At 38.0% G+C, this 20,539-nt stretch carries 17 protein-coding genes; 5 read left to right on the plus strand and 12 right to left on the minus strand.

The genetic code is table 11. From position 1 onward, the window contains the following. On the minus strand, window positions 1-4,338 hold the full coding sequence (locus tag SB679_RS01480; RefSeq protein WP_410700468.1) for a CusA/CzcA family heavy metal efflux RND transporter: 4,338 nt from the start codon (window positions 4,336-4,338) through the stop codon (window positions 1-3). An 83-nt stretch (window positions 4,339-4,421) separates the two neighbouring features. After that, on the minus strand, window positions 4,422-4,754 hold the full coding sequence (locus SB679_RS01485; RefSeq protein WP_410700469.1) for a hypothetical protein: 333 nt from the start codon (window positions 4,752-4,754) through the stop codon (window positions 4,422-4,424). A gap of 265 nt (window positions 4,755-5,019) precedes the next feature. Here SB679_RS01485 and SB679_RS01490 point away from each other — a divergent pair, with 265 nt between their 5' ends. Then, window positions 5,020-5,655 (plus strand): LysE family translocator, encoded by a 636-nt coding sequence (locus tag SB679_RS01490; protein ID WP_410700470.1) that lies wholly within the window; start codon window positions 5,020-5,022, stop codon window positions 5,653-5,655. A gap of 67 nt (window positions 5,656-5,722) precedes the next feature. Here the strand turns inward: SB679_RS01490 and SB679_RS01495 are convergent, their stop codons facing one another. Further along, complete coding sequence (locus tag SB679_RS01495) at window positions 5,723-6,715, minus strand: aldo/keto reductase (protein WP_410700471.1); 993 nt, start codon at window positions 6,713-6,715, stop codon at window positions 5,723-5,725. 311 nt (window positions 6,716-7,026) lie between these two features. On the opposite strand from SB679_RS01495, the gene SB679_RS01500 reads away from it, so the two are divergent. Together SB679_RS01500 and SB679_RS01505 are read left to right on the plus strand one after the other, a co-directional pair. Next, window positions 7,027-7,629, plus strand: a complete 603-nt coding sequence (locus SB679_RS01500; protein WP_410700472.1) for a Crp/Fnr family transcriptional regulator — start codon at window positions 7,027-7,029, stop codon at window positions 7,627-7,629. 420 nt (window positions 7,630-8,049) lie between these two features. After that, window positions 8,050-8,394 (plus strand): mannan-binding protein, encoded by a 345-nt coding sequence (locus tag SB679_RS01505; RefSeq protein WP_410700473.1) that lies wholly within the window; start codon window positions 8,050-8,052, stop codon window positions 8,392-8,394. Window positions 8,395-8,460: 66 nt separating this feature from the next. Here SB679_RS01505 and SB679_RS01510 read toward each other — a convergent pair whose 3' ends face one another. Beyond that, complete coding sequence (locus tag SB679_RS01510) at window positions 8,461-9,243, minus strand: AraC family transcriptional regulator (protein ID WP_410700474.1); 783 nt, start codon at window positions 9,241-9,243, stop codon at window positions 8,461-8,463. A gap of 73 nt (window positions 9,244-9,316) precedes the next feature. Between SB679_RS01510 and SB679_RS01515 the strand changes: the two genes are divergently transcribed. Next, a complete protein-coding gene (locus SB679_RS01515) occupies window positions 9,317-10,525 on the plus strand; it encodes a CynX/NimT family MFS transporter (protein ID WP_410700475.1) in 1,209 nt (402 codons plus the stop codon). 76 nt (window positions 10,526-10,601) lie between these two features. Here the strand turns inward: SB679_RS01515 and SB679_RS01520 are convergent, their stop codons facing one another. The 6 genes from SB679_RS01520 to SB679_RS01545 form a co-directional block, all read right to left on the minus strand. Next, a complete protein-coding gene (locus SB679_RS01520) occupies window positions 10,602-11,312 on the minus strand; it encodes a YetF domain-containing protein (RefSeq protein WP_410700476.1) in 711 nt (236 codons plus the stop codon). Window positions 11,313-11,450: 138 nt separating this feature from the next. Next, entirely contained in the window at window positions 11,451-12,737 is a 1,287-nt protein-coding gene (bioA, locus tag SB679_RS01525) for an adenosylmethionine--8-amino-7-oxononanoate transaminase (protein ID WP_410700477.1), read from the minus strand. A gap of 179 nt (window positions 12,738-12,916) precedes the next feature. After that, entirely contained in the window at window positions 12,917-13,903 is a 987-nt protein-coding gene (bioB, locus tag SB679_RS01530; RefSeq protein WP_410700478.1) for a biotin synthase BioB, read from the minus strand. 11 nt (window positions 13,904-13,914) lie between these two features. Continuing rightward, entirely contained in the window at window positions 13,915-14,520 is a 606-nt protein-coding gene (gene bioD / locus SB679_RS01535) for a dethiobiotin synthase (protein ID WP_410700479.1), read from the minus strand. A 30-nt stretch (window positions 14,521-14,550) separates the two neighbouring features. Continuing rightward, a complete protein-coding gene (locus tag SB679_RS01540) occupies window positions 14,551-15,654 on the minus strand; it encodes an aminotransferase class I/II-fold pyridoxal phosphate-dependent enzyme (RefSeq protein ID WP_410700480.1) in 1,104 nt (367 codons plus the stop codon). Further along, on the minus strand, window positions 15,647-16,270 hold the full coding sequence (locus SB679_RS01545) for a hypothetical protein (RefSeq protein ID WP_410700481.1): 624 nt from the start codon (window positions 16,268-16,270) through the stop codon (window positions 15,647-15,649). Before SB679_RS01545 ends, SB679_RS01540 begins: the two co-directional genes overlap by 8 nt. Before the next feature lie 65 nt (window positions 16,271-16,335). On the opposite strand from SB679_RS01545, the gene SB679_RS01550 reads away from it, so the two are divergent. Then, the gene (locus tag SB679_RS01550) at window positions 16,336-17,817 is read left to right on the plus strand and encodes a PLP-dependent aminotransferase family protein (protein ID WP_410700482.1); all 1,482 of its coding nucleotides are present in this window, start codon (window positions 16,336-16,338) and stop codon (window positions 17,815-17,817) included. 57 nt (window positions 17,818-17,874) lie between these two features. On the opposite strand, the gene SB679_RS01555 is transcribed toward SB679_RS01550, so the two are convergent. Beyond that, a complete protein-coding gene (locus SB679_RS01555) occupies window positions 17,875-19,104 on the minus strand; it encodes an MFS transporter (RefSeq protein WP_410700483.1) in 1,230 nt (409 codons plus the stop codon). Between the two features lie 265 nt (window positions 19,105-19,369). Next, a complete protein-coding gene (locus tag SB679_RS01560; RefSeq protein ID WP_410700484.1) occupies window positions 19,370-20,539 on the minus strand; it encodes a PepSY-associated TM helix domain-containing protein in 1,170 nt (389 codons plus the stop codon).

Below are 20,539 nucleotides of genomic sequence, written 5' to 3' on the forward strand. Positions count from 1 at the left end.
TTATTTTGAAATTAAGAAATTAAGTTCTGTTCCGATCTGATTCAGGTTTTCCAGGGTTTCGATATAATCAACCTTTATTTTTACAGCCTGATTGGTGAGGATTACCCAGTTCAGAAAATCTATTTCTCCCGCTTCCATTTGTTTCTGAGCAGCCAAAAGAATTGTCTCTGATTTTGGAAGCTGTTTCTTTTCGTAATTTTCTACAATTGTAAGCTGGTTTGTATAATTATTTATCTGCTGCTTCATTCTGTTTTTAAGCTCAATTTCTTTTCTTTGATAATCATTCTCAGAGAGTCTGATTTTAGATTTTGCAGCTTCTGCCAAAGCCCTCTGTCCTTTTGTAAACAAAGGAATTCCCACTCCCAGCTGAACTGAATTAAAACGGTTGTTATTGATATGCTTCATACTTTGATTGGTATAACCTATCAGAAGATCCGGAAGAAGTTTGCTTTTCTCCAGTTTTGCTTCGGCTTCCTTCACTTTGATCTGCTGGTTCAGGAACTGCAGTTCCGGATGTTGTTGGATATCATTTTCTGAAACCTGTACATTCACTTTCATTATGGGGTGGTCTGCCACAGGCTGATAGGGTTGTTCGGACTGAAGTAATAACTGGAACTGTAATTTTGCAATATCAAGACTATTTTCAAGCCTATTCAGCTGGATTATGGCCTGTTCTTTTTGAATCTCAGCGGTAGATTCCTCTAAAATATTTGCCTCACCCTTTTTTAATCGTAAACCTGCTTTTTCTGCAAAACCATTATAAAGCCTTTCAATATATTCGAGTACTTTTTTCTTTTCCTGAAGGGTAATGATCCGATAAAATACCTCGGAAACCTCTTTGGTCAGTTGGGTTTTTGTTAATTTTTGATTAATTACACCCGCCGTCCATTCGGCATCAAGCATCTGTTTCTTTTTAGAATAAACAGTTGGAAAATTGAAACGTTGGGAAACCGAAATGGAATTATCAGTTTCTTCCCCTTGAATCTGTCCAAATCCGCCTGTAACTTCAAGTTGCGGAATGTCCAGGTAGCTGGATTTTAATTTTTCCTGATATTCTGAAACAAGCTTTGAGTTTTTTAGGGTTCCATTCTGTTGGTAGGCCTTTTCCAATGCCTGTTCAAGGGTAATCGTTTCCTGAGCCTGAAAGCTTCCGAAAGAAATAAGAAACAGGAGTATGGTCAGTTTTTGATGCTGGTTTTTTTTAGAAAATTTCATTTTTTTATTAGATATTCGTTCAAATAAGACATAAAGAATCGGTAGGACAAAGAGGGTTAAGAAGGTAGCGAGCATCAACCCTCCGATCACGACTGTTGCCAGAGGTCTCTGCACTTCCGCTCCTGCACCGCTGCTCAAAGCCATCGGTAAAAATCCTAATGAGGCCACAAAAGCGGTCATCAGGACAGGACGAAGACGTATTCTGGTTCCCATCATTACAATTCTGCTGGTATTTTTTATTCCGTTGTTTTTAAGCCTGTTAAATTCTGAGATTAATACAATTCCGTTCAGTACAGCAACGCCAAACAAGGCGATGAATCCTACTCCTGCACTGATGCTGAAAGGCATTCCCCTTAATGCAAGGAAATACACCCCGCCAATCGCGGATAACGGAATAGCCGTGTAAATCAGAAGACTATGTTTTACAGAACCGAACGCAAAGAAAAGTAAGAGGAAAATCATCACTAATGAAATAGGAACAGCAATTCCTAATCTGGCTTTCGCTTCATTTAAATTTTCAAAAGCACCGCCGTAAGAAATGGTATATCCTGATGATAATTTTAAGTTTTTATCCGCTTTCTGCTGAAGTTCTTCCACAATCGTCTGGACATCTCTTCCCCGAACATTAAAACCTACCACAATTCTTCGTTTGGTATCTTCTCTCTGGATCTGGTTCGGGCTGCTTTTCAGTTCTATAGAAGCTAACTGGTGTAATGGGATCTGCTCTCCGGTAGAGGTCGGAACCAATAGATTCTGAATGCTGGTGAGGTCTTTTTTATGCTCATTATCCATACGGACCACCACATCAAATTTTCTTTCCCCTTCATATAAAGCTCCGGCTGTTTGGCCCGCAAAAGCCATATTGATCACCCTATTGATATCTTTTACAGAAATATTGTACCGTGAAAGTGCCGGACGGTTGTAATCAATGACTACCTGCGGTGCTCCTACAACAGGTTCGAGATATAGATCCTGCGCTCCTTTTACGGTTGTAATAATGGCTCCTAATTTTTTAGCATATGATGCAAGGCTGTCAAGATCTTCCCCGTAAATTTTACAGACTACGTCCTGTCTTGCCCCGGTCATCAGCTCATTGAAACGCATCTGAACAGGAAACTGGAATCCGGTGGTTAATCCCGGAATTACTTTTAAAGCTTCGCTCATTTTTGCTGAAAGTTCAGGGAATGACGTTGCAGAAGTCCATTCTTTTTTAGGTTTTAAAACGATGATCATATCCCCGGCATCCATTGGCATGGGTTCAGTAGGTATTTCGGCACTTCCGATTTTCGTGACTACCTTTTGAACTTCCGGAAACTTTTTTAATAAAATATTGGCTGCCTGTGTGGTTACTTTTTTAGTTTCATTGATGTTGCTTCCCTGAAGGATCCTCATCTCAACAGCAAAATCGCCTTCTTCCAGCGAAGGAATAAACTCGCCACCCATTCTTGAAAGTGTGAAAACAGCACCGATGAAAAGAGTCAATACCGCAAGGATAATAGATTTCCTGTATTTAAGTGCTTTGATCAGCAGTTTTTGGTGTCCTGCTTCTACTTTTGCCATTACCTTATCCGAGATATTGTCTTTTTCTTTTTTCTTTCTGCTCAATACCAGGGAACTCATCATGGGGATATATGTCAGAGAAAGCAGAAAAGCTCCCACTAAGGCGAATGCAACGGTCTGAGCCATCGGTTTGAACATTTTACCTTCAATCCCCTGCAGGGTAAAAATCGGAAGATAAACGATTAGAATAATGATCTGCCCAAAAACCGCACTGTTCACCATTTTGGAAGCAGAATCTGAAACCTGACCGTCCATTTCCTTTGTACTCAGCATATTGTTTTTACCAAAATGCTTTTTGTGGGCAAGCTGGTGTAGGACGGCTTCTACAATGATGACTGCTCCATCTACGATAAGTCCGAAATCAAGGGCGCCCAGACTCATCAGGTTTCCTCCTACGCCGAAAATATTCATCATAATGATGGCAAAAAGCATTGATAATGGAATTACAGAAGCAACCAGTAATCCTGCCCGGAAATTCCCTAAGAATACCACAAGAATGAAAACAACAATTAATGCTCCTTCCATTAAATTGGTTTTTACCGTGCTGATGGTATTGTTCACCATTTTGGCCCTATCTAAAAACGGTTCAATAACAACGCCTTCGGGAAGCGATTCCTGAATTTTTTCGAGCCTTTGCTTAATATTTCCGATCACTTCATTAGCATTTTCACTCTTCAGCATAAGTACAATTGCTCCGGAAACTTCTCCGGTGTCATTAAAGGTCATCGCACCGTATCGGGTTGCAAAACCGATTTTGACATCAGCTACATCTTTGATATGAACAGGAATGCCTTCTTTTGTATTGGAAACCTGAATATTTCCGATATCTTCAGTGCTTCCTAAAAGTCCTTCACTTCTGATGAAAAGTACCGTTTCTTTCTTTTCAATATAAGCTCCTCCTGTATTTTGGTTATTCTTTTCCAGCGCATCAAAAACATCATTGATGTTGATGTTGAAAGCCTGTAGCTTATTAGGATTGATGGCAATTTCATATTGCTTTAATTTTCCACCAAAACTGCTCACATCAGCAACTCCTTTTGTTCCCATTAACTGACGGCGGATCACCCAATCCTGAATGGTTCTAAGCTCGGTTTCATCATATACATTTTCGTAACCTTTCTTAGCTCTTACAACGTATTGGAAAATTTCACCCAATCCTGAAGAAATAGGTCCCAGTTCAGGCTTTCCGATCCCTTCCGGTATGTTTTCCTGCACCAATTGAAGACGTTCCTGAACCTGCTGGCGCGCCCAGTATACATCGGTATCATCATCAAAAACGACGGTTACCAGGGATAATCCGAAACGGGAAAAGCTTCGGAGTTCTGTAATTCCACTGATATTGCTGGTGGCCTGTTCAATAGGAAAGGTAACGAGACGTTCAATATCTGCAGCACCATAAGACGGAGCAACCGTAATGACCTGAACCTGGTTGTTGGTGATATCGGGTTGAGCATCAATGGGAAGTTTTGTAGTTTCATACACTCCAAGGAGTATGAGCCCTAAAGTGAAAAGGGCGATAATGAGTTTATTCTTTACAGAAAACTCAATAATTTTATTTAACATGAAAAAATAGATTAATTGATAGATAACAAGAATTGACTGCCTTAAGCGTAAAACCTAAAGCATTAATTTTTAATGTAAATCAATTAAGAAAACCGGGGCGGTTGGAAAATCCTCGAGAGAAAGAGACTGGAAAAGCCTTTTTCCTGATAGATACTGTTGTTTTGGGAAATGATGATTTCCCTGGGTTTTTCTATGGTGAAAATAGTCTGTGGAAGCTGTGCATGAATCATCAGTACGACAGGCGGGTTGATGAATGGAAGTTTCTGATCGGTATCCCAATCCGAGTCTTCTTTATGATTGTCATAATGTTCAACCATAAACTCTGCAAAAGTACCTTCATATTCCATAAGATGTTCGATGAATACTGGTACCTTGAGCACTTCCGCCATATTGGTGGTAGCAAGTACGTAGATCATAGAGCATAATATCGAAAACCATTTCAGCATACGCTGCAAATATAAGGCTTAATTTTTTCCTGTAAAAAATGTACAGCATTAATTTTATGTAATAAACAGCCTGTACAAGCTGTTTATATAGATACCTGACGTAAAATGTTAGCATTATTCCACCTATAGCACATGAGCTTTGAGATTTTAATAAAAATTTGCATTGCAGTAGAAATAAAAAGTAATATTTCAGTTTTTTTTCAGATATTTGATTCTCAGTAATTTTAATCGATCTATGATTCCAATTAATGAGCTTTTATTTTTCGCCCTGGCGGCTTTTTTACTCGTAATCAGCCCCGGACCCAATATGATTTATGTAATTTCCAGAACACTTTCTCAGGGGAAAGTTTCAGGATTAATTTCTCTTGCCGGCGTTATATGCGGTTTCTTTTTCCATATTTTATTGGTTTCTTTTGGGATTACAGCCCTACTTTTTGCGGTGCCGTATGCGTATCTCGTCTTAAAGTTTGCAGGAACAGCGTATTTACTATTCCTTGCCTACCAGGCTTTCAGACCAAAAGGAAAAGATGTATTTAAAGTCAATGCTTATGCTCCGCACGATTCCCGTAAAAAACTTTTTATGGTTGGGTTTTTAACGAATGTTCTGAATCCTAAAGTCGCATTTTTTTATCTGTCGCTATTTCCTCAGTTTATTAAACCGGAATATGGTTCAGTGTGGATGCAAAGTTTAGAGCTTGGCGCATTACAGGTTTTGATCAGTTCGTCTGTTAACTTTATGATTGTCATTTCAGCAGCTGGAATTGCCTCTTTTTTCAACAAAAATCCTTTATGGCTAAAAGCTCAAAAATGGCTGATGGGAAGTGTTCTTACCTGTCTTGCCATCAAAATGGCTTTTTCCCATCCGAAGTAAATAAGAAATTGTATTCAAATAAAAAATTCCCGGACATCTCCGGGAATTTCAGTATCTATTTTACAGATTATTGATGCGGAATCTGTGCCTTTTCATAAATTAAACCTTCGTCCTTTAATTCACTCCAGAATTCTTCCGGAATGGCTGCGTACAGGCCATTGATATTGTCCTGAACCTGATCCGGCTTGCTGGCACCGGGAATGATCGCTGTAAATTCATCTGCGGCTAAGACAAAATGAATCCCGGCATGCATAATATCTGTTCCGTATTTTCTGGCAATTTCGGCTATTTTATCACGCTTTTCCGTCATTCCTTTCGGAATCACATCTTTATAGTTATACCGGTCTCTGCCTGCCAAAAACCCAGAATTATATCCCGCTCCTGAAACCAGCTTCACCCCTGCTTTTTTTACAGCAGGAAGCAAGCGGTCCACTGCATCTTCATGTTCTAAAATGGAATATTGTGTAGCCGAAAGACAGATATCGGGATCGGCAGCTTCAATACAGTCTAAAATCGGCTCTATCTTATTTACTCCCATTCCCCAGGCTTTTATCACTCCCTGGTCACGCAGGTCTGAAAGTACTTTAAATGCCCCTTTTTTAGCCTGTTCCAAAAAGTAGGGATAACGGTCGCCTACCTGATCTTCGGAAAGGTCATGAATGTATACGATATCAATATGATCCAGTCCTGTTCGCTGTAAACTGTCTTCAATGGATTTTTTGATGGCATCTGCGGTATAATCGTGTTTGAAATCGTAATTTAATGGTTTTTTCCACATGGTTGGCGGTACTTCAGATTCCGGTACTTCTTTAAAAAGTCTTCCCACTTTTGTTGAAAATATAAAATCGTCGTGGTCTTTATTTTGTAAGAATGAGCCAAATCTTCTTTCGCTTTTGGTAAGGCCATACCATGGTGAAGTGTCATAATACCGAATTCCCAGATCCCATGCTTTTTGCAAAATATCATATGCTTCTTCATCTGTAATGTTTTCAAAAGCTGTTCCGATGGCTACTCCTCCTAATCCTAATTTGTGTTCTTCTTTTAAAATGTCTGTTTTCATATCTTTATATTTAAAATTTGGGTTAGTCTATCAGATGCAAACATCATGCTGATGAGTACTTCCAAAACTTTCAGAAATGGTGAACGATAGGCTGTATATGAATTTTCAAATATTCGGATTTTGTGATATATGTAATTGCTGAAAAGAGAAAATAGTGATGATTTAGAGGGCAGGCAGCTATATTTCAGTATTTTAGATTACGAGTTTATTAATGATAGATTATTTAATGTTATGATTAATTATTTATACTTATTTTTATATGAAAATTTTAAATTCATATTGTTTTATATTTATCAATAAACTAATATCCTATGTCTATAGTAATCAGTGAAGAGCTGTTATTTTCATCAGGTGGAGAACTGATGCATTATGATGTCGATGAAACTATTTTTAGCGAAGGCGATTCGCCCCGATATTATTTTCAGATTATTACAGGGACGGTCAAGATTAATAATTATCATGAAGACGGTCGGGAAATTATCCATAGTGTACCTTTTGACGGGCATTGCTTTGCAGAAACTTTTATATTTTCAAATAAAGATTATCCAATCAATGCGATTGCAATGACGGATTGTAAGATGATAAGACTTGAAAAAAATAAATTCCTGAACATGATTAATTCATCTCCGGAACTGCTAATGAATTTATACACTTTTACGGCAGAAAGGATGCATTACCGATATATTATGCTCAATAATATGTCGGTGACAGATCCCAGAACGAAGATCATACGTCTGATAGACTGTTTTAAAACCTATAATGATTTCAACGGCCCATATTCCTATCAATTTCCATTTACAAGGCAGCAGCTCGCTGCTTTTACAGGGTTAAGCGTAGAGACAGTGATCCGAACGGTAAAGAAAATGGAAAAAGAAAAAATTGTAAAAATTGAAACGGGTAAGATATTTTATTAACTTAATATCCGAATCAGGATAATATCATAATATTAAAGTATTAGTTTGATATATAAAAATCGTTTTTAACAACTTTATATGTAATGCATAAAAATTATAGAAATCAAAAAATAATGATGTATTAATTGAATAAAACGTTATTGATATAAACAATTATTATTTTAAATAATATTAGTTATTATGATGTTTTGAATACTGCATTTTTTGTTTATATTTGCGGATCGAAATAATTTTTTTTCATCATTTGTGTTTTTTTAATGCTCCCATTCTTGGGGGCATTTTTTGTTTTAATCAATTTATAACCAATTATGTAGATTTTAGGTAAAAATACGGAATCGTTAATTTGGTATTTTATACGCTATGTTATTTCTCATTTTAGTGACAACTTTGTCATGTTAAACAACATAAAACTTTTACACCATGTCAAAATTCAAAATTAATATCGTTGCAGGTCCGCTTTGGAGCAACGATGAAGCACAAAAATTAGGTGGCCGTATCGCTGCTGCCCATTTAGGAAAATTTACAGGACAGTGGTCTACCATTGTTGAAGGAGAAATGAGCGTTATTGAAGTTGAGTACGATACAGCTCCTGCTGGAAGTACTGAATATACTATGGACGTTCTTGCCGGACCGCTTTGGAGCATTGAAGATGCTAAAGAAGTTTGTCCTGCTATCTGCGCTTCTTACGGAGGCAAATGGAACGGACAATGGACAACAGTTGTTGAAGGCAAAATGAGCGTTTGCGGCTGTGTATTTACATTCTAAGAATACATAAAAACGATGTAGAAATCTCCAGGGTAACCTGGGGATTTTTTGTTTTTAACAATAGGTTTATTTGATATTTTTTACAAAATCGGTAGGCCTGAACTTCATGACAGACTGAAAACTCCGGGTATACGCCTGAACACTCTTGTACCCTACTTCGTAAGCAGTTTCTGAAATCGTAAGGTGATCAGAGCTCAGCAGTTCCAGACTCTTGATAATGCGAAGCATCTGTTGGTATTTACTTAATGTTAAACCTGTTTCCTTTTTAAAAATCCGTTCCAGGGTACGCAAAGAAAGCAGGGCAATGTCGCTCAGATCTTCTATTTTGATCTCTTTGCTGTAATAATCATGAAGATAATCCATAGCCTTGGTGAGACGTTTGTCTTTGGGAAGGCTGATGTGAAGTTTTAAAGAATGGGCCACAAAATGCGGAAGTTCATTGAAAAGGGCTCCGAGAAATAAGGTTTCATCTTTATTTTCTGTTGTGTTCTTGGACCATTTTTCAGCGTATTTTATCATTTCTTTTAAAACCGGAGGCACTGAAAACACATTCACTTCATGGTAAAAAGAATCTTCGCTTTCTATATCAGCAAACATAATCATAAGCTTGATCTTTTCTGAGTGTGAGTTTGTTTTGTGAACAGCATCTGCCGGAATCCAGACGGCATGATTTTGAGGCAGCAGATATTTTTTTTCTTCAATCGTGATATACTGAAATCCGCTTTCAACATAGACCAGCTGGCCTTTTTTATGATGATGAAGTATGTCATCATGTACCCAATTTTCTTCAAACCAGACTAAATAAGGTTTGTTGATTTCATCTATAATAATTACATCGGCAGTATCCATGTCGTTTTAGGTTAAAACTTTGGCAAAATTAAACAAAACTACCGTATTAATTTTGTATCAAAATATTTTTATTATGATCATAAATAATGAAGCCAGAAAGAAATCCTCCTATGTTTTGTTGATACTCAATATATTAGTGGTGATATTGGTGTCAAGTAATCTACGGTCGCCGATTATTTCGGTTGCTCCAGTATTGAGTGATGTGAGGGATGCCTTACAGCTTGATAATTTTCAAGTGAGTATGCTGACTTCTATTCCGTTGTTTATGTTTGCTACTTGCTCGGTTTTGGTAAGCCGGTTTTCTCATAAATTTACGATCAGCCGTTTTTTGATGTATTCGCTTATTATTTTGAGTTTCGGTTTATTGCTTCGGATTACGGGATCACTTTGGACGTTGTTTGCAGGTTCATTATTTATCGGATTGGGTATCTGTATCGGAAATGTAATTACTCCAGGGTATGTTAAAAGTAATTTTCCTAAACAAATCGGTATGATGACGGGTATTTTTGCCGTTTCAATGAATCTTACAGCAGCATTGGCTTCGGGATTTAGTGTCCGGATTGGGGAATGGACGGGTTTCGGATGGCGTGGATCTTTGGGAATTTGGCTTGTGATTGCCGGTTTAGGATTATTAGTTCTGATGCTGGAAATTATATTCAATAAAAAGAATACTGATGAGAAGAAAACTGCTGTAAGTGTTTCGGATTTTAATATGTTCAAATCTGCTCAGGCCTGGAATATCAGTATTTTTATGGGGCTGCAGTCTTTATTTTATTATTGCCTGGTAACATGGCTGCCTTCACTGCTTACAGATTTCAATATGAAAGGTGACAGTCCGGGATGGGTTTTATTTTTCATCCAGATTACCATGATTCCGATTGCATTCTGCTGTCCTATTATTGCCAGTAAAATGAAAGACCAGCGGATTATGATTGTTTTTATCTGTACTTTAATGTTTACGAGCACCATGATGTTTGCCTGGCTGGGAGCTCAATGGGTGTATTTTAATGCTGTGATTATCGGTATTTCTAACGGTTTGTCATTCAGTTTATCGATATTATTTTTTTCTACCCGAACAAAAAACAGTGCCAATGCCATTAAGATTTCCGGAATGGCGCAGTCTGTGGGGTATCTTATTGCAGCATTCGGTCCGCCGGTATTTGGAAAACTGCATGACTGGGATGATTCCTGGAAAAGCTCATTTTATTTTTTAAGTATTGCGGTTATCCTGATGTTCTATTTTGGAATGAAAGCCGCCAGAAATAAAACGGTGGAAGATTAATGTACAGATAACAAAAAAGTCTCTTTCGAGACTTTTTTTATTTTATTAGTTTGAATGACTTTTTAAAGTTTAGAGTTTATGTCACTCTTTTTTTGCCGCTGGCAACTACCCAATGGTCTTTTTTACATTTTGGACAGCTTCCGGCATTTCCTGTTGTTTTGATTTCCGTATGTCCGCAGAATGTACAGGCATAATGCCCTTCTTTATCGATTACTGTTAAAATTTTATCCAGAGAACCTGGCATGATGGGAAGACCGTATTTTACCTCTTTTTCGTCATAATAAAAAACACTGATCTCTCCTGAAATCTCTTCAATTGCAGTTTCAACCTGTCCTAACTGGGAGATTCCTTTTATCCTTAATTCTGCAAAAAATTCATCGCTTCCAAGGTTTTCTTTTTTAAAATTATCGATAGCAAATTCACCGTTCTCAATAAGACAGATTGATTTTCCTTCCAACAGCTGCTCAAATCGTTTATGTTTTCCTATAAAATGCGTGATAATGCTATACAGAAGAATGATAACTCCAAAAACAATGATCGATGAAATAATCCCCACATCTTTATTAAACATGGGATCTCCTGCCGCCGAACCCAACCCTATGATAACCACCAATTCGAAAATGGAAAGTTGTTTTACGCCTCTTTTCCCCAGAATTCTCAATCCGATAATAATGGTTAAAAACATAATGGCTGTACGCAAGATGATCTCAATAATAAATGACCATTCTTCATGACCCATTAATAATTCTTTCCAGTTAAGGGTTAATAGAAATGTTGATAGAAGCATAGACCATTATTTTCTAGCAGGAGTTCAAAAAATAAGCCAACTGATCCCGATTAATAAAGGATTTCCATTTAACTTTAAAAAAACTTTATTGTAAACTTCAATAAGCAATATGCTATTTAACATTCTTTTAAAATCTGCTTAATTTGCTAGATCTGCGAGAAAAACATCTAAAACTTCCAGAATTTGGTCATAAATAAAATCCAATTCGTCTGAAGTTATACAATACGGCGGAACGAGGTACATCACATTCCCCAAAGGGCGCATAATAATGCCGCGCTGTAAAAATTCATGATAGATTTTTTTTCCTATTTCATTAAAATAAGAGGTTTCAGCATCATTTTTAAAATCCCATGCGATAATCGTCCCGATCTGGCGTACATTTTCTGCATGAGGATGTTCTTTAAGCCTTTCCGCAAATTGAGAATGCTGATCTGTAATTCGTTTAATATTGAGCTGAGTTTCTTCCTGTAATAAAAGCTCCATACTGGCCAAAGCAGCTGTACAGGCTAAAGGATTGGCCGTAAATGAGTGCCCATGAAACAGGGTTTTGTATTTATCATCAGATAAAAAAGCATCGTAAATGTGGTCTGCACAAGTTGTGATTCCCATTGGCATAGTTCCACCTGTGAGTCCTTTTGAAAAGCACATGATATCCGGTTTCTCCGAAATATAATCAGCTGCGAACAGTTTTCCCGTTCTTCCAAATCCTGTAAAAACTTCGTCCTGAATCATTAGGATATTGTGTTCTTTACAGCATTTCATGAGTTCATCTAAATCTTCAGCATTGTAGATCAACATTCCTGCAGCACCTTGTATCAGGGGTTCATAAATAAAACAGGCAATTTCATGGGCATGTTTTTTAATCTGAGCTTTTACATTTTCAAGATTTTCGGGGTTGGGAGTCTCTATAAAAATAACTTCAAACAGCATTTCCCCAAAAGGTTTTGTCCACACACTCCTTCCGCTCACAGACATCGCTCCGAAAGTATCTCCATGGTACGCATCTTTAAAAGCCAGAATTTTTGTTTTTTCTTTCCCTTGATTATAAGCTGACTGGATGCACATTTTCAATGCCACTTCCACTGCGGTAGAACCATTATCTGAATAGAAAACCTTCTTCTGGTTGTCAGGGAGCAGCTGCAGCAGATTTTCTGAAAGCTGTACAGCCGGTTCATGGGTAAATCCTGCAAAAATAACCTGTTCCAACGTCTGTAACTGCTCCGAAACACGTTGTGCAATGTAAGGATGGGCGTGACCGTGTAAAGTGACCCACCATGAAGACACCGCATCAATATATTTTTTCCCCTCGGCATCATAAAGATAAACTCCTTTCCCCTTAACGATAGGAATGATATCATCTGCGGCCTTCATTTGGGTGTAAGGATGCCAGTTGACGGCTTTATCTCTTTCTTTTAAATTTTTCATTTTGGTTGTTGGATTTCTGTTGATGGTTTTTAGTGTTTGGTGTTTGGTGTTTGGTGTTTGGTGTGAAAAGTTATAATAAATGATGATGGTGGGACATTGGTATTTGTAATTTTCAACTATCAACTATCAACTATCAACTATCAACTATCAACTATCAACTATCAACTATCAACCAAATATTAGCAATTAATGGATTCAGTCTTTTTCATCGGTTTCAGTCCTAAGGTCTGTAGCATCTGCATGTCTTCCGAAACGCCTGGATTAGGGGTAACAAGGAGGGTTTCTCTTTCTCCTGTAAAAATGGAATTAGCTCCTGCCATAAAGCACCAGGCCTGCTCAGATTCGGACATTTCGATTCGCCCGGCACTTAATCTCACCATGGAAGAAGGCATAACGATTCTTGCAGTGGCAATCATTCGCACCATTTCCCAGGTATCTACTTTTTCGTTGTTTTCAAGCGGAGTTCCGGCTACTCTTGCTAATGCATTGATAGGAACAGATTCCGGATGTCTGGGCATGGTAGCTAATGTTAACAGCATTGATATTCTGTCTCTGTGGGTTTCTCCAAGTCCGATAATTCCGCCTGAACATACGGTCATTCCGGCTTTTCTTACATTATTGATGGTATTGATCCTGTTATCAAATGTTCTTGTCGAAATAATCTCTTCATAATACTGCTCTGAAGTATCCAGGTTATGATTGTAAGCATATAGACCCGCTTCCTGAAGACGTATAGCCTGTTCCTCTGTAAGCATTCCTAAAGTACAGCACACTTCAAGGCCAAGCTCATTGACTCCTTTTACCATGTCTATAACCCGGTCAAAATCCCTGTTGTTTCGGACTTCACGCCATGCTGCAGCCATGCAGAACCGGGAAGAACCGTTATCTTTGGCCTTTTGAGCATGCGCAATAACTGTTTCCGTAGGTAATAATGCCTGAACTTTGATATTGGTGTGATATCGGGCGGCTTGTCCGCAATATGAACAGTCTTCTGTACATCCACCTGTTTTGATCGATAATAAGGTAGACATTTGTATTACTGAAGGATCATGCCATTCACGGTGAACGGTTGAAGCTTTATACACCAGTTCGAGTAAGGGCTGATGGTAAATTTCTTCTATTTCTTCTTTGGTCCAGTCATTTCTAAGGGTTGTTTTTGTATCCATTTCTATCAATTTTATAAATTATCTGCCTGCATTTTAATAGTTTCTTTTGTGATTGCAGACAGATCAGGAAACCTGATTATTTTTGTTTTTTGTTCTGTATAATTAACGATGATGCGCTCTGTGTCGGTTGGAAAAGATCCGTTTAAAATCAAATATTCAAGAGGAATATTTCGTTGTTTTAAGACCATAATTGATAACAATGTATGGTTGATACATCCTAAATAATTTTTGACTACCAGGGCTACAGGAACGTTTAGTTTTTTGATTAAATCGATCATAAATTCTGTGTCAGAAAGGGGCACCATTAATCCTCCTGCACCTTCTATGATGAGTTTTTTTTCTGTTTCTGGAAGCTGAAAATCTTCAACACAGATCAGTTTTCCCTCTTCTGCTGCTGATTGATGAGGAGATGCAGCAAGTTGTAAGCGATAAGTTTCCGGGTGGCAGTATACCTCATCCCCTAACCAATCTGTAATTTTCATACTGTCGGTATAATGCAGGTCTCCTGATTGTACGGGTTTCCAGTAATCAGCTTTATAATATTTCGTTAGGATTGCCGAACAAACTGTTTTTCCGATTTCAGTTCCAATGCCTGTTATAAAGAGTTTCTTCTTCATATTCATTTCTTAATTATTCAATTCATTTTCTCATTGTTTCAGGATTTCTGCAAGCTTTACAATCTCTTCTTCTGTATTAAAGCTGTGCAGACAAATCCGCAGTCTTTCTGTTCCTGCTTTTACGGTTGGGCTGTATATGGGATATGTTGCCATTCCTTTTTCTAAAAGTATTTGATGGGTCTTTCTGAGCCGTTCGTTATCCGGAATTACAATTGGCTGGATGGGACTGTTTTCGGAAGAAGGACTTAACAATCCCTGTTTCCTGAAAACATTGATGTTTTCCTGCAGTTGTACAGATAATCCCGGGTGATTTTTAATAAAGTCATAACTGGCTTTTATGACGGTCCACTGCATATCCTGAGCAGAAGTGGTGTAGATAAACGGGGATGCAAAATTGATCAGATACTTTTTGATCAGTTCACTTGAAAGAATGGCTGCTCCATGGGCTCCGAAAGCTTTTCCATACGTAATCACTGTAGCGAGTACTTGATGTTGCAGCTGATATTCAGTAACCAATCCATGTCCGAAAACGCCTAAAGCATGGGCTTCATCTACAATCAATGCCGCTCCGTATCGATCTGCAATGGCTGTAATTTCTTTAATCGGCGCCAGGTCTCCTTCCATAGAATAGAGGCTTTCTATAGCGATATAGCACAGACCGGATTGCTTTTTCAGGATTTCTTCCAGATTCCCGACATCATTATGCCTGAATTTTAATTTCCGGGCATGAGACATTCTACAGGCATCATGTACCGAACGGTGAATCTGTTCATCCACTATCAAAGTGTCATGACGTGTCGGCAGCGTCGAAAATAAAGCCAGATTCGCGTTGTATCCTGATGGAAAAAGTAATGCAGACGGATAATGATGGGTGGTTGCAATATACTCTTCTGTCTCCTCTGCTTCAGGACTGTTTCCGCTGATGAGCCTTGACCCTGTACTTCCGGACAATAAGCCAGGCTGCTTCATAACTTTTTTCAGGAGTATATTTTGCAGTTCTTCATTTCGTGCCAGGCCTAAATAATCGTTGGAATAAAAATCAATTCCTGTTGGTCTGGGCTTTAACGTTCTCAACGTTCCTGCTTCTGTTCTTTGCTCTAAAGCCAGTTGAAAATGTTGAAAACGATCAGGCATAGCTCAGCTGTGATACTTCTGCAATGATGGCATTGAGCCAGTTTTCATGGAGTTCTTTTTCAATAGTCAGGATATTTTCAGCATGGATTTTCCAGTCGTCTGAAAATTCGTCAAGCTGACTGATCATTTCTTCAAGATGGCCTTCTTCTTCCAGAATGATAGATTTAACCATGATTTTAGAAGATTCTTTGGTAAGAATGTCCTGATATACAGGATAAAGCTCATCGGCCCGTACTTCAATTGCGTAGGTCACAAAAAGATAGGCTGCATATTTCAATTCTTCTTTGGTCAGGGTAAAAGCTTTCTGTAAATATTTACATGCTTTTATGTCTAAAGAATGGAGATACTGCTTTGTCGCAAGCGGTGCCAGCAGTTCATTATTTGCATAGGTTTTACAACCATCTATATTCAGTTTTCCAATTTGTTTTTTAAGGTAATACGCATGACGGTGTTCTTCTGCGGCATGTTTCAACTGGATGAGATTTACTTTCACAGGATGTTCACAAAGGGATATTTTCCTGGCTCCTGCATTTTCCATATAAGATAAAGTATTCAGCCATTTGGCATGTACCTCATCTTTGAGGACGATACGCTCTAATAGGTTGTAAAATTCCATATATTTTTAATTTGAGTCAAAAGTAGTATATTGCCGGATGGTTCTATGGTGCCAGTTTTTATATTATGGATAGTCCGGTTGAAGTTCCTTATAAGAGTTTTATAAAAATTGATCGAAATTCTGAAACTGCAATGTATATGCAGGTGACTCATCAATTGATTAATGCTATACAGCGGGGATACCTTCCTTTTGGTACAAAACTTCCGGGAACCAGGGCAATGAGCCAGATGCTGGGAGTTCACAGAAATACAGTAGTTTCTGTATATGATGAGCTGTTTGCCCAAGGCTGGGTAGATAGCCGGCCGAATAAAGGGACATTTGTTTTGGGTAAAAATGAAGAAAAACCCACAAAAATTGCCGATGTAAAGCCATATAATCTTAAAAGTTATCCTGAATCGGCAGGTTTTTCTTTTAAAGCTTCTAACATTTTAGACAATCCTTTTGAATATTCGAATTGTGAATATGCATTCAACGACGGGGTTCCGGATATCAGGCTGACGCAGATTGATCAGCATTCCAAAATATACAGCTCTATACTGAAGCGAAGGGCTCATCATAAAATACTGGGACATTACAATCATGACGGAAGTGAGTTTTTCAAGAAAAATCTTTCCAATTACCTGAATCTTTCCCGTGGTCTGGCCATTTCAAAAAATAATCTGCTGATTACCCGAAGTACGGAAATGAGCATCTATATTGTTTCAAAGCTGCTTCTTTCCGAAGGAGACACGGTGCTTGTGGGTGCTTTGAGTTATTTTTCCGTTAATATGATTTTTCAGAAAGCGGGCGTTAACATTGTGTCTGTTCCTATTGACAGCGAAGGTATTGATGTGAATTCGGTACGGGAGATCTGTAAAAAACAAAAGATACGGATGCTTTATCTTACTCCGCATCACCACTATCCTACTACGGTAACCTTAAGTGCTCAACGGAGAATGGAATTATTACATCTTGCCCATGAGTATGGCTTTATCATTCTGGAAGACGATTATGATTACGATTTTCATTATGACAAGAGTCCCATACTGCCGTTAGCAAGTGCTGATACGGAGGGAATGGTTATTTATATTGGCTCTTTTGGAAAATCTCTGGCGCCAGGTTTCCGGACGGGATTTATTGTTGCACCGGAAAATCTGATGATTGAAATGAGGAAATACCTGGGAATTATTGACCGGCAGGGAGATGTATTAATGGAACACGTGTTGGGTGAGATGATTGCTGAAGGGGAAATTCACCGGTATCTTAAAAAATCTTTAAAAATATATCAGGAAAGAAGAGATTATTTCGCTTCACTGCTGGATGAGCATTTAGGAGATTTCATCAGCTTTGAAAAACCTTCCGGAGGTCTTGCCATCTGGGCAGAATGGAAAATTCCGGTGAACCTGATGCAGCTCAGCCGTGACTGTTCTAAAAAAAATCTTTTTATTCCTAAAACCCTATTGTACCAAAACAAAAACCTTACGGCCATGAGATTGGGATACGGAAGCCTTACTGCTGAAGAAATGAAAAACAGTATAGAAATTCTTTCCAAAAGCGTACAAATGTGATCATAAAAAAGACTGTCCAAATTGTTGAACAGTCTCTGAATATTTTTGAAATATAATTTACTTGTTTTTATTTAAGCGGATACTGTAAAGCGTAATGAATACGGTGATCAGTAAAAACAACGCACCAATCCAGGGTGTACTTCCCAATCCTAATGCAGAAGTTACAGCCAGTCCTCCGGTATAAGAACCAATCGCAATACCAATATTAAAGGCGGCAATATTAATTCCTGAAGCTACGTCTTCCGTACCCGGCAGTTCTTTTTCCGCAATCTGTACCACTAAAAGCTGTAATCCGGGAACGGTAGCAAAAGACAGTGCTCCCAGGAAGAAAAGCGTGATGATACTCAGTACCGGACTGCTTACCGTGAAATAAAAAGCCAGTAATATCAAACCCTGGGCTGCAAACATCCAAAGCAATACTTTAAGAGGATTTTTATTGGCAGCTTTACCCCCAATCAGATTTCCTAAGGCGATGGCAATTCCATAGACTAAGAGAATAATTGTAACCACAGATTCTTTAAATCCTGTAATTTCCTGTAAAATGGGTGATAAATATGTAAAAAACACAAATGTTCCTCCATATCCCATGGCTGTCATTAAGAAAGCAAAGATCAGACGTTTGTTGGCTAATACTTTCACCTGTTGTTTTAAGGATGCGGTTTTTCCTTTTTGTAAATTCTTTGGAACAAGAATCATACTTGCAATTAATCCGATGATTCCTAAAATAGCCACTCCGATAAACGTTGCTCTCCATCCGAAGTGCTGACCGATAAAAGTTCCCAGCGGAACTCCCGTAACGATGGCCACCGTTAATCCGGAGAACATAATGGATATGGCAGTTGCTCTTTTTTCTTCCGGAACTAAAGATGCTGCGATCGTAGATCCTATGGAAAAATAAACACCGTGTGCAAAACCGGTTAAGATCCTTGCAAGAATTAAAGTAATAAACCCGGGAGCAATGGTTGCCAGACCATTTCCGATCACAAATAACATCATAATTGCTATTAGTAATGTTTTTCTTGGTATTTTCCCTGTTAAAGCCGTTAAAACCGGTGCTCCTATAGCAACGCCTATGGCGTACAGACTCACCAAAAGTCCTGCAGATGGAATTGATATTCCCAAATCACTGGCAACGGTAGGAAGCAAACCTACAATGACAAATTCTGTGGTACCGATCCCAAAAGCACTGATCGTTAATGCCCAAAGTGCAGCAGGAAGTCTTTTAGACTTTGTTGTTGTATTTTCAAGTTTTGAACGGGAAACCTGTATTTCATTTTGATTGTTCATCGTTTCTATTTTTTATCATATGATTTTGATGCTACAAATTTCCGCCGAATTAATGTATTATAAAAATAACTTAAATAGTAGTTATGTATTATTATAATAATAGTTGATTTGTTTTGATTGAAGTTTGAAGAAAAAATAATTCAGATTTTACATATTCGTATAAAAAAGAAAAGTGTAAAGATGACCTTACACTTTTCGTAGATTTTATTTCTTGTATTTGCTTTTAAATGCTGATACAAGACAATCCGTTCATTATCAATAATTGTTATTTTTTCTTTTTCTTAGGCGTTTTACTTTTCTTCTTTTTATTCCACCAAATAATACATCCGGTAATTGGAAGTGATGCCGCAATAATGCCTGCAAAAAGATAAATGAATCTTCCGGTAGTTCCGAAGATACTTCCGGTGTGCAGGTCATAATTACGTTCTCTTAATGCAGTGCCATATCCTATATTCTTGTCTTTATAGAATTGGTATTTTATAATTTTCCCTGAGTACTGATCAAAATTATACTGTTCATTTTGGTATTGTTTATCACCGTAGGTTACCTCTGCATAATAAGTGCCTTCTTCCGTTCGTGGAAAACTGATTAACGCTGATTCTTTATTTTGCAGGCGTTGTTCAACTTTTCTCCCAATCATATCCAAAATATGTTTTGAAGCTGATAATTCCCCGGAAGGGATTACGCTTTTAGCTTTCTGCTCGGTAGGTGTATTGCCATTCAGTGTTTTCTTTACCCATTGGTCTATGTCTTCAAAATTCCAGATCACGGCAGAATATGAAATAAGAAGCAACGGAATGGCTGCATAAAATCCTAAGACATTGTGCACATCATAATTAATCCTTTTCCAGTTGGCTGATGTTTTGATGAAAAACATTCCTTTCAGCATATTCTTATTCATTTTGCGGGGATACCAGATGACCAGCCCGGAACAAAGGATAATGGCAAATATAAGCGTCACATATCCTGTAATTGCTTTGCCTATTTTTTCTCCCAGCAGCAATCTTCTGTGAAGATCCATGACAATCTCAAAAAAATCCTGTTTTGTATTTTCCAGTTCAAGAACTTTTCCGGTGTAAGGGTCTACATATACTCTGTAATAATAAATATATGATCCCCAATACGTTAATGCTCCATTGTCCATTTTCAACGACCGGAATACATAGCTTCGGGAGTAGTCAGCAGCGATTTCTACTCTGTTCACCTTTAATCCATCAGGCAGAGCCAGTTCTGCTTTCATTTTAAGATTGGATAAGGGCAGTTTTTGTTTTTTTATGGAGGTAACGAAATATTTTTCATGATAAAAGGTATGTTTTAATTCTTTTTCAAAAGCAAGAATACATCCTGTAACCGCTATAATTACCACTATGAGCCCGGACGTTAATCCGAGCCATAGATGTAATTGATAGGCAATTTTTCTGAATTTAAGTTTCAT

The sequence above is a fragment of the Chryseobacterium sp. SIMBA_029 genome (assembly GCF_046535275.1).
GTDB lineage: Bacteria > Bacteroidota > Bacteroidia > Flavobacteriales > Weeksellaceae > Chryseobacterium.

Excerpts from the sequence above, each read along its gene's own strand:
- bioD (WP_410700479.1), bottom strand. The coding sequence starts at position 14,520 with ATGAAGAAGAAACTCTTTATAACAGGCATTGGAACTGAAATCGGAAAA.
- SB679_RS01495 (WP_410700471.1), bottom strand. The coding sequence starts at position 6,715 with ATGAAAACAGACATTTTAAAAGAAGAACACAAATTAGGATTAGGAGGA.
- SB679_RS01485 (WP_410700469.1), bottom strand. The coding sequence starts at position 4,754 with ATGATCTACGTACTTGCTACCACCAATATGGCGGAAGTGCTCAAGGTA.
- SB679_RS01550 (WP_410700482.1), top strand. The coding sequence starts at position 16,336 with ATGGATAGTCCGGTTGAAGTTCCTTATAAGAGTTTTATAAAAATTGAT.
- bioB (WP_410700478.1), bottom strand. The coding sequence starts at position 13,903 with ATGGATACAAAAACAACCCTTAGAAATGACTGGACCAAAGAAGAAATA.
- SB679_RS01510 (WP_410700474.1), bottom strand. The coding sequence starts at position 9,243 with ATGGATACTGCCGATGTAATTATTATAGATGAAATCAACAAACCTTAT.
- bioA (WP_410700477.1), bottom strand. The coding sequence starts at position 12,737 with ATGAAAAATTTAAAAGAAAGAGATAAAGCCGTCAACTGGCATCCTTAC.
- SB679_RS01545 (WP_410700481.1), bottom strand. The coding sequence starts at position 16,270 with ATGGAATTTTACAACCTATTAGAGCGTATCGTCCTCAAAGATGAGGTA.
- SB679_RS01500 (WP_410700472.1), top strand. The coding sequence starts at position 7,027 with ATGTCTATAGTAATCAGTGAAGAGCTGTTATTTTCATCAGGTGGAGAA.
- SB679_RS01555 (WP_410700483.1), bottom strand. The coding sequence starts at position 19,104 with ATGAACAATCAAAATGAAATACAGGTTTCCCGTTCAAAACTTGAAAAT.
- SB679_RS01560 (WP_410700484.1), bottom strand. The coding sequence starts at position 20,539 with ATGAAACTTAAATTCAGAAAAATTGCCTATCAATTACATCTATGGCTC.
- SB679_RS01490 (WP_410700470.1), top strand. The coding sequence starts at position 5,020 with ATGATTCCAATTAATGAGCTTTTATTTTTCGCCCTGGCGGCTTTTTTA.
- SB679_RS01515 (WP_410700475.1), top strand. The coding sequence starts at position 9,317 with ATGATCATAAATAATGAAGCCAGAAAGAAATCCTCCTATGTTTTGTTG.
- SB679_RS01520 (WP_410700476.1), bottom strand. The coding sequence starts at position 11,312 with ATGCTTCTATCAACATTTCTATTAACCCTTAACTGGAAAGAATTATTA.
- SB679_RS01505 (WP_410700473.1), top strand. The coding sequence starts at position 8,050 with ATGTCAAAATTCAAAATTAATATCGTTGCAGGTCCGCTTTGGAGCAAC.
- SB679_RS01540 (WP_410700480.1), bottom strand. The coding sequence starts at position 15,654 with ATGCCTGATCGTTTTCAACATTTTCAACTGGCTTTAGAGCAAAGAACA.
- SB679_RS01480 (WP_410700468.1), bottom strand. The coding sequence starts at position 4,338 with ATGTTAAATAAAATTATTGAGTTTTCTGTAAAGAATAAACTCATTATC.